Annotated in this window: 16 protein-coding genes; 10 read left to right on the top strand and 6 right to left on the bottom strand. The window is 42.5% G+C overall.

The window, feature by feature from the left end; all coding sequences use genetic code 11:
• Nucleotides 1-489: 489 nt before the first annotated feature.
• Nucleotides 490-684 carry a twin-arginine translocase TatA/TatE family subunit gene (gene tatA, locus RMX69_RS10855; RefSeq protein ID WP_322637578.1) on the bottom strand — a complete coding sequence of 65 codons (195 nt, stop codon included), beginning with the start codon at nt 682-684 and terminating at the stop codon, nt 490-492.
• A gap of 846 nt (nt 685-1,530) precedes the next feature.
• Between tatA and RMX69_RS10860 the strand changes: the two genes are divergently transcribed.
• Nucleotides 1,531-2,862, top strand: a complete 1,332-nt coding sequence (locus RMX69_RS10860; RefSeq protein WP_289796807.1) for a flavin-containing monooxygenase — start codon at nt 1,531-1,533, stop codon at nt 2,860-2,862.
• Between the two features lie 296 nt (nt 2,863-3,158).
• Here the strand turns inward: RMX69_RS10860 and RMX69_RS10865 are convergent, their stop codons facing one another.
• Nucleotides 3,159-4,562 carry a serine/threonine-protein kinase gene (locus tag RMX69_RS10865; protein WP_322637476.1) on the bottom strand — a complete coding sequence of 468 codons (1,404 nt, stop codon included), beginning with the start codon at nt 4,560-4,562 and terminating at the stop codon, nt 3,159-3,161.
• A gap of 93 nt (nt 4,563-4,655) precedes the next feature.
• On the opposite strand from RMX69_RS10865, the gene cbiT reads away from it, so the two are divergent.
• Both cbiT and RMX69_RS10875 read left to right on the top strand, forming a co-directional pair.
• Entirely contained in the window at nt 4,656-5,258 is a 603-nt protein-coding gene (cbiT, locus tag RMX69_RS10870) for a precorrin-6Y C5,15-methyltransferase subunit CbiT (RefSeq protein ID WP_289796809.1), read from the top strand.
• 227 nt (nt 5,259-5,485) lie between these two features.
• Nucleotides 5,486-6,367 carry a phosphatidate cytidylyltransferase gene (locus RMX69_RS10875; protein WP_322637477.1) on the top strand — a complete coding sequence of 294 codons (882 nt, stop codon included), beginning with the start codon at nt 5,486-5,488 and terminating at the stop codon, nt 6,365-6,367.
• A 333-nt stretch (nt 6,368-6,700) separates the two neighbouring features.
• On the opposite strand, the gene RMX69_RS10880 is transcribed toward RMX69_RS10875, so the two are convergent.
• Complete coding sequence (locus RMX69_RS10880; RefSeq protein ID WP_322637478.1) at nt 6,701-7,414, bottom strand: DUF2993 domain-containing protein; 714 nt, start codon at nt 7,412-7,414, stop codon at nt 6,701-6,703.
• 134 nt (nt 7,415-7,548) lie between these two features.
• On the opposite strand from RMX69_RS10880, the gene RMX69_RS10885 reads away from it, so the two are divergent.
• Together RMX69_RS10885 and RMX69_RS10890 are read left to right on the top strand one after the other, a co-directional pair.
• Complete coding sequence (locus RMX69_RS10885) at nt 7,549-8,307, top strand: pseudouridine synthase (RefSeq protein WP_289796811.1); 759 nt, start codon at nt 7,549-7,551, stop codon at nt 8,305-8,307.
• Between the two features lie 29 nt (nt 8,308-8,336).
• Complete coding sequence (locus tag RMX69_RS10890; protein WP_289796812.1) at nt 8,337-9,152, top strand: helix-turn-helix domain-containing protein; 816 nt, start codon at nt 8,337-8,339, stop codon at nt 9,150-9,152.
• Between the two features lie 156 nt (nt 9,153-9,308).
• Here RMX69_RS10890 and malQ read toward each other — a convergent pair whose 3' ends face one another.
• Nucleotides 9,309-10,817 (bottom strand): 4-alpha-glucanotransferase, encoded by a 1,509-nt coding sequence (gene malQ, locus RMX69_RS10895; RefSeq protein ID WP_322637479.1) that lies wholly within the window; start codon nt 10,815-10,817, stop codon nt 9,309-9,311.
• A 205-nt stretch (nt 10,818-11,022) separates the two neighbouring features.
• On the opposite strand from malQ, the gene RMX69_RS10900 reads away from it, so the two are divergent.
• Entirely contained in the window at nt 11,023-11,454 is a 432-nt protein-coding gene (locus RMX69_RS10900) for an NUDIX hydrolase (RefSeq protein WP_289796814.1), read from the top strand.
• A gap of 45 nt (nt 11,455-11,499) precedes the next feature.
• On the opposite strand, the gene RMX69_RS10905 is transcribed toward RMX69_RS10900, so the two are convergent.
• Entirely contained in the window at nt 11,500-11,907 is a 408-nt protein-coding gene (locus tag RMX69_RS10905; RefSeq protein ID WP_322637480.1) for a type II toxin-antitoxin system VapC family toxin, read from the bottom strand.
• A gap of 2 nt (nt 11,908-11,909) precedes the next feature.
• The gene (locus RMX69_RS10910) at nt 11,910-12,218 is read right to left on the bottom strand and encodes a hypothetical protein (RefSeq protein ID WP_289796816.1); all 309 of its coding nucleotides are present in this window, start codon (nt 12,216-12,218) and stop codon (nt 11,910-11,912) included.
• Nucleotides 12,219-12,459: 241 nt separating this feature from the next.
• Between RMX69_RS10910 and RMX69_RS10915 the strand changes: the two genes are divergently transcribed.
• The 4 genes from RMX69_RS10915 to RMX69_RS10930 all read left to right on the top strand — a co-directional run bounded on the left by RMX69_RS10915 (nt 12,460) and on the right by RMX69_RS10930 (nt 14,893).
• Entirely contained in the window at nt 12,460-13,584 is a 1,125-nt protein-coding gene (locus RMX69_RS10915; protein ID WP_322637481.1) for a Rid family detoxifying hydrolase, read from the top strand.
• 13 nt (nt 13,585-13,597) lie between these two features.
• Nucleotides 13,598-13,852, top strand: a complete 255-nt coding sequence (locus RMX69_RS10920) for a hypothetical protein (RefSeq protein ID WP_322637482.1) — start codon at nt 13,598-13,600, stop codon at nt 13,850-13,852.
• Nucleotides 13,849-14,271: a type II toxin-antitoxin system VapC family toxin gene (locus RMX69_RS10925; protein WP_322637483.1), complete on the top strand. Its 423-nt coding sequence runs from the start codon at nt 13,849-13,851 to the stop codon at nt 14,269-14,271. Before RMX69_RS10920 ends, RMX69_RS10925 begins: the two co-directional genes overlap by 4 nt.
• A 148-nt stretch (nt 14,272-14,419) precedes the next feature.
• Entirely contained in the window at nt 14,420-14,893 is a 474-nt protein-coding gene (locus tag RMX69_RS10930; protein WP_289796821.1) for a hypothetical protein, read from the top strand.
• Nucleotides 14,894-15,306 lie beyond the last annotated feature (413 nt).

Consider the following 15,306-nt stretch of genomic DNA (forward strand, 5'->3'; position numbering starts at 1 on the left):
ATTACGGTCTGTCCTACCCGAATTGTGGGGATTCCTCCGCTCGTCTGGGCTACTTTGGGGTTCGACCGCCCCTAGACCCACAATTCGTTTTTATTCGTTCCCTCGGAGAGATTGATTGTTCCTTTAGGTGTAGCCAATTCAACCATTGGATTCCCTGGACTCTTGCCGCTTCTAGAAAAGTGATGCGGCGGGAATAATCTCCAATGAAGTCAGGGTTTTTTCTGTTGCGCCCCGCTTTCAGGTAGGTCACTTTTATAGGCTCTGTTTCACCGTGGGAACTCCCTGTTAGCGCCAGTGTCAACCCGCAACGGTCGTCTGGTTGCGCCCTGTTCCCAGCTTCACTCTACAAGAACCGAGCTTGTTCGGTGTGGGCAGGTAAGGAGTCAATTCTGAGTCTGAATGGTAGGACTTTCACCTACATCTGACCGAGAGTTCAGCCTTTAGTGACAGTAATCTGCTGTCGGGCTGGATTAGTTATTTACGGACTGATTACCGTGATTTGCTAATCAACGAATCGCACTCTTCTTCCTGATTGGTTTCCTCGCTGGGAGTTTTCATCTCCTCCTTAAAACCTCGTAAGGTTTTGCCCAGTGCAGTCCCCAGTTCAGGAATTTTTTTTGGGCCGAAAATTAGAATAGCGACTATGCTAATTACAGCTATTTCTGGCCATCCCAGTCCAAACATATAAATTTCCTCTAAGGCATCTGTAATTAAATATAAACATTGATGGCTCAAATCTGATGAGTTCGCCACTGATAAGCCCTTGACCCCACAGGAGAATATACCATAGCAATGCGATTGATTTATTTGCGTGTTGCGCAAGCGTGATAGGCAGAAAGTAAGGAGTTAGCCTTTTCGAGTTATACGGAGTTTTTCAAAAATCAAATAGGATTCTTATAGTACAGTATGTAGTAAACCAAACACCAATTAAAAATGAATAAAATGCAAGTATTTTTTACTTTTTTTAATTTTTAATTTCGCCTTGTAGTAGTAGTCGCTAGCTCCCAAACGTCTTTAGGCGCGTAATCCATTAAATAAAGCTTATCTTAAATTACTCCAAATTATCCAATTCAAATAATTGATTTTACTTGTATTAATTGATATTTTTTAGACATATTTTCAGCATTTTTTCTAAACTAAAATACCGTATTCACTGCTACAGTTAGGCAGCGTCAGTTCACTTAACATTTGAAGCTAATAATAAGTTGGCAGAAATAAACACAACAATGAAGTTAAGGAATATAACGTCACGCGTCCCAATGTTTATTAATTTTTTACTCGTGCTCCAATCCTGCAATCGGAACGATATGAATCTCTAGCCAAGAGAAGCCAGGGTGTTCCGAAATATATGACAACAGACCATACACAGGTAGTGCGGGCAGCAATTAGAAGTATTGCTGTCAATAAATTTGTACGTATTCCCTGATGTTGTACAAGCTTTTCATATCCTCACGAGATATTCCCTAAGCAGGGGAGTGGGTTAGCTCGGTATCTTCCCAAAGTTTAAAAAATAGTCAAGTAAAATTAAGAATGATGTTGGACACTACTCACAAGCATTTAATTCTTGGGGCTGGTTTTGTCGGATTAAGTATGGCTGAAGCGCTCAAGAGCGCGAGTATTGCCTACGACCAAGTTGATGCTAGCGATGACATTGGTGGAAATTGGCATCATGGTGTGTATGAAACTGCACACATTATTTCATCACGGAAGATTACCCAATTTACCCATTTCCCTATGCCGGATAATTATCCGGATTTTCCCAGCGCTCAAAATATACGGGATTACTTAAACTCCTTTGCTGACCATTTTGAGTTACGTAAAAATATTGAATTGAATCGTCAAGTTAGCTACGTGCGGCCTGTTGAGGATAATCTCTGGGAAGTTACCTTTGATAATGGGGAACAGCGAATTTACAAAGGGATTATTATTTGTAATGGTCATCACTGGTGCAAACGTTTTCCCGAATTCTCAGGAGAATTTGATGGGGAGATAATTCACTCCAAAGATTATAAAAATTCCCAGCAACTACGTGGAAAGAGAGTTCTGGTGATTGGTGGAGGGAATTCAGCTTGTGATATAGCCGCAGAAGCAGCTAGGGTGGGAGCTAAATCTGTGTTGAGTATGCGTGAATCTGTGTGGTTTATTCCCAAAACCTTTGCAGGTGTTCCAATTTCCGATTTAACTGAATGGTGGATGCCACAATGGTTTCAGCGGTTGATGACTTATTTAATTATTTTGCTGACTTTCGGTAAGCACAAAGATTATGGTCTACCCGAACCCAAATATCGCATTTTTGATAAGCACCCAACCTTAAATAATGAGGTTCCTTACTATATTAAACACGGTCGCATTACCTATAAACCAGAGGTACGACATTTAGATGGCGGGGAAGTTGAATTTGCAGATGGTAGCCGAGAAAGCTTTGATTTAATTGTTTGTGCAACTGGTTTTCATCTTGCCTATCCATTTTTAGCTCCAGAACTGCAACGGGTGAAAGGAGCAACAGTGAAATGTTATGGAGGGTCATTTCTTGAAGATTACAAAGGAATTTACTACATCGGTTGGGGACAAGCTAGAGGAGGTGCTGGTTCTGTATTGTCCGCTTTTGCACCCATATTTACCCGTTTTCTGAAACTCCAGGATGAAATTAAAATTCCTGTAGGTCTAGCCCTCAAAAAAATGGGACAGCAACTACCGACAACCCATCTTGAAGATCCGCAAAAGATTTTTCGGGAATTAAAATTAGTCAATCTGTTTTTTGAACGGATGGTTCAAAAAGCTCACCGAATTGATTCCCAGTATTCCCAGTTTGAGAATCATCCACTCCCACCCTTGCTACAAAAATTAGTTAGTAAGATTTAGACTAAAAGTAGCCAGAAAACAACCTCAAATGTATCTACCAGTAATTCTCATAATAAGAGTAGTTATCAATAGTTTAAGAGTGATAACTAACTGATGGAGCCTAGTAAACGTTGAGAATGCTGCTGAATGATGAATTTAAAGTAGAACTGGCTACTGAAAACAAATTCTTAGGGACAGTTACAGAAAACCGGGGATAGCTTAAAAGTCTTATCGTGTAAGGATTTCTTAAGTAGTTACTTGGCGATTCCTAATACTGTCCCTTTTATTATGGCTTTTCAATGTAAGCGATCGCTCAACTAACTTCTCATTGGATTGGTAATTGGCAAACCTAAGCAATCGCTTAATTCATGAGCTAGCCATTCCAGTTCCGCTTCCGATTTAATCGCACCATCATTACCACCAAGTTGATATTTTTTTACTCCTACCCAAATATCTAATTGTGCGGGAACGGCAATTCTCGTGCCTTCAGAATCTTTTGTAAAATGCTTGGGAATGTAAACTAATTTATTAATACTTTGTCTTGGCGCTGCACGGGGACGATAAAATTTCCAAGCAAACAACTCCCGCGTTATGGCTATTTGTTCGGGATTCAGGCGTAAGCAGATGCGTCCAAAAAAATGAAAGAAAAATTTATACACCATCATCAAGCCAGCACCCCAAAATGGAAGTGAAAACAAGGCAAAGGGGATGTTGACAGGAAAGGGTGCTGAGAGTGCGCCAATTGTCCAAAATAAGATAAATGAATTCCAGACGATCGCAAATAAACCTGTAAATACTATTGATGGATCAAAACCAGCGGGTGGAACGATAATTTCTAGAGAATGTCCATTTTTAATTAGTTGAATCTTACTCCCATCTGGTTTGCCAACAACTAAAGTAGGCAAGTTTGTCGGTTGTGGTTTCTCTAAAGCTGCTACCGAAGCGATCGCAGAACTCAAACGCCGTTCTAAACTAGGTTCAATCATCCACTTTAACCAATTGCTAAAGCTGGGACTGAGATTAGCCAGTTGTTCAAACTGAATCCGAAAATCCTTTTGGGGTAAATCGGCTGGGTGAGTCCCCGTCACTAAATAAATTAAGGTTGCGCCTAAACTATAAAGGTCAGATGCTGCAACAGTGCGCCCGCCAAATTGCTCTGGTGGCATATAACCATAAGTTCCTACCACAGTTCTTGTGCCGGTTTCGCTAGCTAGGACAGTCTGCACTGAGCCAAAATCTACCAAATAAACTTGACCGACACTATTTCCAGAGCGCTCCCCCAATAAAATATTGCTAGGCTTAATATCACGGTGAATTACAGGCGGATGTAGTTCATGTAAATAAACGAGAATCTCTAAAAGTGCTTTGGCTATCTGTTTGACTTCAGCTTCGGTAAAAGTCCGCCCAGTCTGTAAGCATTGCTCTAAAGTTTGTGCAGGGATATAAGTTTGTACTAGAGCAAATCCTTTGATGGTTGGTAAATTTACCTCAAAATAGTTTAAATAGCCAGGAATTGAGGGATGTGCTAGGTTTTTTAAAGTTTCGGCTTCTCGCTCAAACAACTTGAGTGAATCCCACTCAAAGTCACTGCTAAAAGAGAGTAATTTAATGACAACTAATTTCTGAGTTTGCAAATCACGAGCTAATAGCGTCCGTCGCCCGGCTTTTTTTCCTAATAGCTGCTGAACTTCGTAGCGATCGCCTAATATTTCACCAATCATTATGTTTTCTTGTAATGCTACGGTTGAAAAGTTTTATAGCTGATAGCTTTTCAATTTGGCAAATCGATATCTTTAGTATAATTGCGTAATTCTATGCCCTCCCAACTTTGGCCTTATATTACCCCTGGTATTCCCGATGACTTATTTGAGCATTTGCCAGGAATTCCCCTGAGCCAGCGAGAAGTCCGACTGCTATTGATTTCTCAACTGCGGCTAAAATCAGATTCTGTGTTGTGGGATATTGGTGCAGGGACAGGTACAATTCCGGTAGAGGTGGGGCTATTGTGTCCAGGCGGACAAATTATCGCTATCGAAAGGGATGAAGAAGTCGCTAATTTGATCAAGCGTAACTGCGATCGCTTTGATGTGAAAAATGTCGAAGTTGTTGAAGGCAGCGCCCCAGAGTGTTTACATGACCTCAAAATTACCCCTCATCGCGTTTGTATTGAGGGAGGTCGCCCCATTCAAGAAATACTGCAAGCAGCTTGGCATTATTTGCCGCCATCCGGTCGGGTTGTAGCCACAGCTGCTAATCTAGAAAGTCTATATGCTATTTCCCAGAGCTTTTCCTTATTAAGAGCTAGAAATATCGAAGTCGTCCAATCTGCGGTTAACCGCCTAGAGACACGCGGCTTTTCTCAAACCTTTACCGCCGTCGATCCCATTTTTATCCTCAGTGGTGAGAAACTGGATTAGGGAATGGGGTATGGGGCATAGGGCATTGGAAGAGGGGGCAAGGGAAGGAAGAAGACAGAGATGAGGAAGTACGGGGAGCAGGGGAGCAATCAATTCAAAATTCAAAATTCAAAATTCAAAATTAAAGAACTTCTGCCTTCTGCCTCCTGCCTTCTCTTTCCCAATGCCCCATCCCCCATCCCCCATGCTCAATGCCCAATGCCCCATTCCCAATATTTAATACTTCTATGCCTTGGTCTCGGATTATTAGTGGAATTGTTGCGATCGCTCTTGCCCTTTCCGCAACCCTTTTGGGGGGTTGGTACTTTACCATCATCTTTGCGGTCATCATCTTTTTGGGTCAACAGGAATATTTTAATTTGGTGCGAGCCAGAGGCATCGCTCCCGCTGCTAAAACCACTATGGCTGTCAGCCAAGTATTGCTAGCTATTTGTACCCTTGATGGCAGTTTAGCTGACGCTGTGATGCCAATAGCTGGCACACTTATTTGTTTTTACCTGCTGTTTCAACCCAAATTTGCCACGATCGCTGATGTTTCCGCTTCTATTATGGGGCTATTTTACGTCGGTTATTTACCAAGTTACTGGGTGCGGTTACGAGCAATTGATAGCGCTGCTTTTAGTAATCTCCCTTTCGGAGGTTACTGGCCCACAACCTGGACAGATTTCTGGGAAAAGGCAAATTCCGCTTCTTTAGCACAAGGTTTTACAGCCACACTACTGACTTTTTTGTGTATTTGGGCAGCTGATATCGGTGCTTACACCATTGGCAAATTCTTTGGGAAAACCCGTCTGTCTGACATTAGCCCGAAAAAAACTGTCGAAGGTGCTGTCTTTGGTATTACTTCAAGTGTTGCCGTAGCCATAGCAGGAGCCTATTATCTTCACTTGCCTGAATCCCCCTTCACAGGTTTAGCATTGGGTTTGCTGATTGGTATTGCTAGTCTTTTAGGGGATCTCACAGAATCTATGCTCAAGCGGGATGCTGGAGTTAAAGATTCTGGGCAGTTAATCCCCGGTCATGGTGGTATTTTAGACCGTACTGATAGTTATATTTTCACTGCTCCTTTGGTATATTATTTTGTGACATTGCTGTTGCCGCTACTATAGCGGTTTTCAGTAACAGTTAGAGTATTGCACTTCGTTGCTATCCCGCCCGGAACTTAAGTTCCGGGCTAATAGCTCAAGTCCACTTAAGTGGACTAAAATTCTTGTTAAGTCCTCTTCAGAGGACTTAAGCTATTAGCTTTGGAAGTCTATTCCGAGGCGGGATAACAACGAAGTGCAGAATTCTGTTTATTCTTCCTTCAATGCAATAACTTGGAATTCTATGTCCCAGGCGCGATCGCAACGAAGCCGGGGATTGTCCACCTGCTCTCTTATCCCCTGAGAGCTGCAATATCATTTAAAATAATGTATTAGCATTTTTTAATTTCATAATCATCAAGGGTTAACGTTAATCCGCCCACGACACACTAGCTTGCCTAGGATCAGCGTTAGTTCTTGGATATCGACATCTGAGCCAAGATCCAGATTGTACTCATGATTGTCCTCTAATATATCTCCCTGGTTGGGCTTGATTGGGATATGTACCAGTTGCAACTCATGCCCACTGAGTAATTGTAAGCCCAGACAAATCTCTAGAGGTGTTGTTTCACTATTGGTTACTCTCAAACCTCGCAGTATAATTTGGTTGTTCCCAAGGAGAATTTCTTGCCACTTGATTGGTTGTGACTGCGGATAATCTTTTGGTAAAACCTTAACCAAGAGATCGCTTAAAGCAGTCGATAATAAGTCTGATGAGAGAGAAGCATTCAGATCCTTCTCGTCTATGATTAAATCGCCAACCACTGGTACTGTTTCTAACAGTCTTAGAGGTTTTCCCTTGAGTACGGAACCGATATTTACCCGAATATTTTCTGCTATTAATTGAATTTGTGTAATTAGGAGACCTTGATAAACTGCATGAGTAGCAAAAACAGATACCGCAGGAATGCGTCCAGAGAAAAGTTGGCGATCGCTAGCTTTAATCTCCACTTCTAATTCAGAGATTTGGCTGGTCTGCGATCTCAACCAGAGCTTGACTGCTGTTGTGAGTACCTGCGTAATTATGCGGATTTTATTTCCACTTGTTGTTTGGGGATTTTGCTCTGGCATTTAACCAATCTGTTTATGAGTATTTGCTCTACAACCGAACCGAAATTAAATAAGCTTTAAATGTAACATTTATGCCTACTCGCTACAAAATGCAAATATCATTTAATTGATAACAGTAAATAAGCAATTTCCACATGGAGGTACGGTTACAAAAAATTCTTGCTCAATGGGGTATCGCCTCACGTCGTGAAGCCGAAGAAATGATTAGGCACTCACGGGTGCGGATTAACGGGGTATTGGCACATTTAGGTCAAAAAGTCGATCCCGAAAAAGATGCGATCGCAATTGATGGTAAGCCTGTATCCGAAAAGCAGCGTCCGGCTTTAATATATCTATTGCTGCACAAACCAGCGGGAGTGGTTTCGACTTGCTACGACCCTCATCGCAGAACAACAGTCCTGGATCTACTACCGAAAGAATTACGGGAGGGTTCAGGTATTCACCCAGTTGGCCGTCTAGATGCAGACTCTACAGGAGCATTAATCCTGACTAATGACGGAGAACTGACATTTGGGCTAACCCATCCACGTCACAGTATTTCCAAGACATATCATGTTTTGGTCAAAGGACATCCTCCAGAAACAGTACTACAGACGTGGTGTCAAGGTGTGATGTTGGAGGGTAGAAAAACTAGGCCCGCTAAGGTACGCCTAATCGAACGTCGTACCGAGGAAAGCGTTTTAGAAATAGTGTTGCAGGAGGGAAGAAATCGCCAAATTCGCCGTATAGCTCAACAGTTAGGATACCCAGTAATCAAGCTGCATCGGACTGCTATCGGCCCAATTCAATTACAAACTCCAAAGGAACCCTTTTTATCAGAGGGTAAATATCGTTCCCTCAAAGATCGTGAGATTCACTTTTTGCAAGATCAGATCGCGCAACCTAATTATTGATTCAGTGGAGTTAAGGAGTGTCAGTAGGCATGAAATGGCTAAGAAAGAAGAATAAGCACCAGCCATCACTTTCATTAGAGCAACAACGAGCCGAAAAGTTGGCAGAGTTAGGCGCTCAACTTTGGGCATTGCGTCAAGAACAGGGTTTATCTCTAGACCAAGTGGTTGCATTGACTCGGATTCCCCGAAGATTATTGCAGGCGATCGAAGAAGGTAATTTAAACGATCTACCAGAACCAGTCTATATTCAGGGTTTAATCAGGCAATTTGCCGATGCACTAGGCTTGAATGGAGTAGAATTTTCTGGCACTTTTCCGATCAGTTCTGCACAAGTTAGCCCTCTCAATAAAGGGAATAATTCACCCTTGGCTCAACTACGTCCAGTTCATCTTTACTTTCTTTACATATTGCTAATCGTATGTTCTGTAAATGGGTTATCTCAGTTATTAAATAACGCGTTACTACAAGCGAGTAATAGCCCAAACCAGCCATATCCAAAACAAAAGTCTGTTGTTAAACCAGAACTAGCTCAACTAAAAGAGTCAACCCAGGTACAACCTGTCAACGATACCCTGAGTGGTGTCCAAAAGGGACAGGTTGTACAGGTTGGTGTAACTTTGAAAGCCTCATCTTGGATTCGTGTAGTAGCCGATGGCAAAACCGAGTTTGAGGGTATCCTGCCAGAGGGAACTCACCGAATTTGGAAAGCCCAAGAGCAACTGACAGTGAAAACTGATAATGCTGGCGGTGTGTTGGTGAGCGTCAATCAAGAGAAGGCCAAGGAAATGGGAGAACCAGGGAAAGAGGAAGAAGTTAGGATTGCTGCTGCAAAGCCTAAGTTTTGAAATATGGTTTATGGGGCATTAGGCATGGGGCATGGTGAAGAGGACAAGGAGACAAAGAGAATTGGGGACAAGGGGAAAGACTTGTTGCAGTTTCTAACTTTTCTCACCTTGTCCTATGCCCCATGTCCCATACCCCATGCCCTACTCAGCCACTTCTCACTGGACTTCTGGGGCGCGTCCATTGAGTCTGGTAAGAACTTTCAAGCGATCGCGTAATTCGTCTGTTAATGCTCCTGCTTGATAGCGCCACTCCCAGTTCCCCTCTGCAACACTAGGAAAATTCATCCGCGCTTCGTTTCCTAATCCCAAAACATCTTGCAAAGGAATAATCGCTTGGTTGGCTATGGAACTCAAAGCTAGGCGAATTAAATCCCATTGGATGCCTTCAGGACTAATACAACCTAAATAGAGCCATAAGTTATGCTTTTCGTTGTCATTAGCTGAATTAAACCAGCCTACAGTTGTGTCATTATCGTGAGTGCCTGTATAAACTACAGCATTTCGCGGGTAATTGAATGGTAAAAATGGATTAGCAGGATCGGAACCAAAGGCAAACTGCAAAACCTTCATTCCCGGAAATTCATACTTGTCTCGCAGCGCTTCTACCTCTGGTGTAATTACTCCCAAATCTTCCGCCAAGACGGGTAGCTTGCCCAACTTCTCTCTAATCGCTGCAAAAAAAGCATCTCCAGGCGCTTCTATCCATTTCCCATTCATGGCAGTTTCTTCACCTTGGGGCACAGACCAATAAGCCTCAAAGCCCCGGAAGTGGTCAATGCGAATTATATCTACATAATCCAGCATTGCCTCAAAGCGCTGTACCCACCATTTAAAGTCTTGTTTTTGCAATTCTTCCCAGTTATAAACCGGGTTTCCCCACAATTGACCGGTGGCGCTAAAGTAATCTGGTGGAACTCCTGCCATTTGTGCTGCTTGTCCAGTCTCTTCGTCTAAGCAAAAAATATCGGGATGCGCCCACACGTCAGCACTATCATGAGCTACGTAGATGGGGATATCGCCAATAATGTCAATACCGCGCATATTAGCGTAGCTTTTTAGGTCAGACCATTGGCGGAAAAACTCAAATTGGACGAATTTGTAATAATAAATCTCTCCATTGAGCCGATGCTGTGCTTGCTCCAATGCTTGGGGATCACGCTTGACAAACTCCGGTTTCCATGCGTGCCAGTTTGCATTCTCATTGGCATCTTTTAGCGCCATAAATAAGGCGTAATTATCCAGCCAATAGGCTTTACTATCGCAAAAACCTGCAAACTCTTTCTGCTGGATGGGCGTAGCATTGGCTCTAAAGTTGTCACAGGCTTTTTTGAGTAGCCCAATCTTAATTGGCACAACTCGATTGAAATCTACCTTTTCTTCCGGAAATCCTGGTAAATTAGCAAAGTCTTCTTCAGATAGTAAACCTTCTTCTAAGAGTTTTTCTGGGCTAATTAACAGAGGATTTCCTGCCATTGCGGAGTAGCACATATACGGAGAATTCCCGTATCCAGTGGGGCCCAGTGGTAAAACTTGCCAATATTGTTGATGGCTCTCTTTAAGAAAATCAATGAAGTTATAGGCTTCTAAGCCTAAATCCCCAATGCCAAATCGACTGGGAAAGGAAGTAGGATGCAGCAAAATTCCACTGGATCTAGGAAAAGGCATAAATAACCTGAATTATGAGAGGGAGCAATTGTCTGAAGGAGACGCGATGCGATTGCCCAAGGGGCAGTGGCAAAGCCAACGCATCGAATTTATCACGGAACAGTATTTGCAGGGGAAATCAAGTAAACTCATTTTGTTTGTCCTTAGTCATTTGTCCTTTGCTCTTGACTAATGACCAATGACTAATGACTAATGACTAATAAATATGACTTACCGAAATCCTACACCGACAGTTGATATCATCATTGAACTAGTAGATCGACCTCATCGGCCAATAGTGTTAATTGAAAGACATAATCTACCTTTAGGTTGGGCTATTCCTGGTGGTTTTGTAGATTATGGCGAAGCGGTGGAAGGAGCAGCGCGGCGAGAAGCTGAGGAAGAGACGGGTTTGCAGGTAGAATTAGTTGAACAATTACTGGTATATTCTGACCCAAATCGCGATCCTCGTCAGCATACGATTAGTATTGTGTTTTTGGCGACAGCGAAGGGTGAACCAAAGGCTGGTGATGATGCTCAGGGTGTAGGCATTTTTGAGTATTGGTGTGTGCCTGGTAATTTATGTTTTGACCACGATCGCATTTTGCGCGATTATTGGCGATATCGGCATTATGGGATACGTCCGAGGTTGGGGTAGGAGAGGATGTCAAAGCCAAGATTCTAACGCTAAGGCTTGTACTTGTTATATCCTTTGAAAATCGCTGTCCGCTGAGATGACGGTGAGGTTATAGTGCAGAGCAGTTGATGCTATCCACAAGTCGTTATCGCTAAAACCCAAATCTTGAACTGTAAACTTTCTACGCTTTGCTTTGTCTTTGGGGCCAAAATGTTCGACAATTTCTCCTTTGAGGCTACCGTAAACATCGGCAACCTCTCCACTAATGGGATAAAGGTCAATGGTTTGCAAAAAAGTTTTGACAAATCGAAGATTTGCTTGTTGTTGAGAAGACTTTTGCACCATGTAAAGTAGTTCACCTTGCACAATAACGCTAGTTGCAACCCCTAAGCCAATGTGTTCTTGTAACCGACGAATGACGTTTGTTTCTCCAAAAATGATCCGGCTACAATGGTTGGTATCTAGGAGGTACATTACTAAAATTCAGATGGGGAACGGGTTTCGTAAACAAGCTGCAAGCACTCCTCAAAATCATTCCCTTGCCAGGTTCCGGCAAATTTTAGTAAATCTTCTGCTTTAGAGCCTCTAAGAATTGGTGTTGCTTCCTGTATTTCCGGTTGTGTTTGATGACTGGAAGTATCATCATTTTTTTCCGTTGACAGGTCAAGAGAGATTTCCTCGGTTTCTGGTTTTGTCTTGAGAAAACGCAAAAAATCTAGTGTTTGGGCTAGTAGAACATCTGAGGATGATTCAATTTCTTGAAGCAGTAGTTCTTTAATATTCATCCTGGTTTATTCATAAATGATATTTTGCAGTCTGTCGTAACAGTATTATACGAGTGCGATCGCGATGCTGATCTGATGGCATTATAGGATACGTCCAAGGTTGGGGTAAGAAGAACGAACCGCGAAAGACGCAAAGGGCGCGTTCGCGCAGCGTCTCGAAGAGAAGGAAGAAAAGAGAGGAATATCTGTGACACAAAGTTTTTGTTGATTATACTGTGTCAGTGGTATTTAAAGGTGCATTATGGATGCTGGCAAACTGTTGGAGAAATACGCCGCAGGGGGACGGCAGTTTACTATAAATCGCCAAGGCATAGACCTGAAGGGTGCAAACCTAACTGATATAGATATATCTAATGCAAATTGGAATGGAGCAGATTTGAGTGACGCAAACCTGACTAGGGCGAAACTTAATAATACTAGCCTTAGTAGAGCATCTTTAATAAATGCAAATTTGAGTGGGATAGAGGGTTCTTCAATCAATCTTAGTTGGGCAGACTTGAGTGGTGCGGACTTAAGTTGTGCAAATTTCAGTAATGCAAATCTGAGTGGGGCAGACTTGACTAGCGCAAACTTTACTCAGATAAAACTAACTGAAGTAAATTTTCATGGGGCAAATCTCCAGAAAGCCATACTCAGGGGAGTCACTTTGGAGAAATGTAATCTATCAGAGGTAGATTTAGCTGAGGCGGATTTGGTTAGGGTTTGCTTGGAAAAAGCAAATCTCAACAAAGCTTGTCTGCAAAGAGCAAATCTAGAAAGAGCCTGTCTTTCGGATGCAAACTTGATGATGGCAAATTTCGATGGAGCAAACCTGAAGAAGGCAAATTTAACTGGGGCAAATATCTATGGGACGACCTTTAAAGATGCTGACCTAACTGGTGCGATAATGCCAGATGGAGAAGTCTATAAACCGATCGCTTCTCAGCTAGAAATCGGTAAACAGGAAACATCGTTAGAGAAAGTAATATCTATGACCCGTAAAGTAATTAATACTGATAACGCACCCGCACCAGTGGGCCCTTATAATCAAGCGATCGCAGCTTCAGGTCAATTTGTCTTCATCGCTGGACAAATTGCCATCGATCCTCGCCTTGGTGATGTCGTCTACACTGATGATGTCAAAAAGCAAACTGAGCAGGTATTAGCTAATCTTGAAGCCATCCTCACCGCAGCTGGTGCGACTTTTCAAGATGTGGTGAAGACCACTGTATTTTTAGCTGATATGAACGATTTCGCGGCGGTGAATGCCGTTTATGCTAAATATTTCCCCGAAGATACAGCCCCAGCGCGGGCTTGTGTGCAGGTATCGCGTTTACCTAAAGATGTGTTGGTAGAAATTGATGCGATCGCGGTGATTAGCGGTTAAGAGAAATAGAATAATGAGCAAAATTTTAACGGTTACATTTGATGGTTCTGTTTTGCGCCCAGATATTCCACCTGATTTAGAACTGAACAAACGCTATGTGATTACCATCGTTTCTGAGGATATTAACTCATCTGAAGCCAAAGTGGCCGATGTGTGGGATGTATTAGAAGATTTAACAGGGACAGTTAATGCACCCGAAGATTGGGCAAGTCAACATGACCATTACTTGTATGGCACACCAAAACGTCAGCCTGAAATTAACACATGACGGGTGAGCGAATATTTTTAGACACTGTTTTTATCCAAGCCTTACTAAATGTACGCGATCAATACCATCTCAAGGCTAAAACACTGCTACCGCGTGTTCAAAGCGCATTAGAAGTATGGGTAACTGAAGCTGTTTTAATTGAAGTTGGTAATGCTTTGAGTGCTTTTAATTGCACAGCCGCAATACGATTTATCCAACAGTGTTATCAAACACAAAATATGTGTGTTGTGAGTGTAGACACACAACTGCTCAACCGTGCTTTACAACTTTATCAGTCCCGTTTAGACAAAACCTGGGGGTTAACTGATTGTATTTCGTTTATTGCCATGCAGGATCGGGGCTTAATTATTGCAGCAACCGCCGATCAACACTTTGTCCAAACAGGTTATCGGGCACTTTTGCTGGAAATAGAAGCTTGACTGGATTATAGCTTGAAAAATTACAACTTCAACAGCAGAGTTGAGGATTAGCAATTGTAAGTATTTTTGAGTGTTCCCCTTTGATAAATGCGATCGCCTTTACAACTTTGGGAATACTGAAATTAAGTACCCTAAAGGAGTATTAAAAATGGCAGAAAATCGTATCAGTGCCAGTTTAGCCCCAGCAGATAAAGAAGCCGTCATGCAGGCGATCGCTACAATTAGAGAAAAGTTACCGTTTTTAGTTGATTTGACCCCTGAAGATCGGCGAACAATGCTGAAGATGGGAGATAAAAGTCGGGCTTTTGTCAGCAAAGCCTTACAAGTGGCAACACAAAACCCTAACTTTTTGCCTCGTTACTTTGATTTAGAAGAAATGCGCCGGGACTTGGAAATATATGAGGACTTGTATCCGGTGTTGTTGTCTCTAACGCAACTGCAAGAATTGGTGGATGATACCTGTATAGCTGCTGCTAGTGAAGCATATGCAGCAGCATTAGCAGTTTATAGCTATGCCAAAGCTAGCGGTGATATCGCAGGTTTAGATGCAGTAATTGATGAGATGGGACGCAGGTTTAACCGCCGTTCTAAGAAAAAGCAACCCGAAGTCCCAGTTAGCTAAAACTTAAAATAGGCAATTATACCAGTTGTCAACTTGGTAAGATACACGTCATTTGTCGGGGCATAACATTGTTATGCCCTTTTTGCGTTTTGTATTCAAACATTTTTGAAACTAGCGTAGGCGGGTTTTGTCTGTGTAGTTGCAATTTCTGTAGCGCATCTCGTTTATCTAAAATACACTTTGACCTCTCTCCAAACCTCTCCCCTACAAGGGGAGAGGCTTTAAATCTTACTCCCCTTCCCTTGTAGGGAAGGGGCTGGGGGTTAGGTCTGTATTGGACTTCATCGACAAGCGCTAAGTCGCCAAGACATTTTTTAGCCTCAGAAGGTCAACGTCAAGCCTCAGAAGGTCAACGTCGAGCCTCAGAAGGTCAACGTCGAGCCTCAGAAGGTCAACGTCGAGCCTCAGAAGGT

This window comes from Nostoc sp. EspVER01 (genome assembly GCF_034530635.1).
GTDB lineage: Bacteria > Cyanobacteriota > Cyanobacteriia > Cyanobacteriales > Nostocaceae > Nostoc.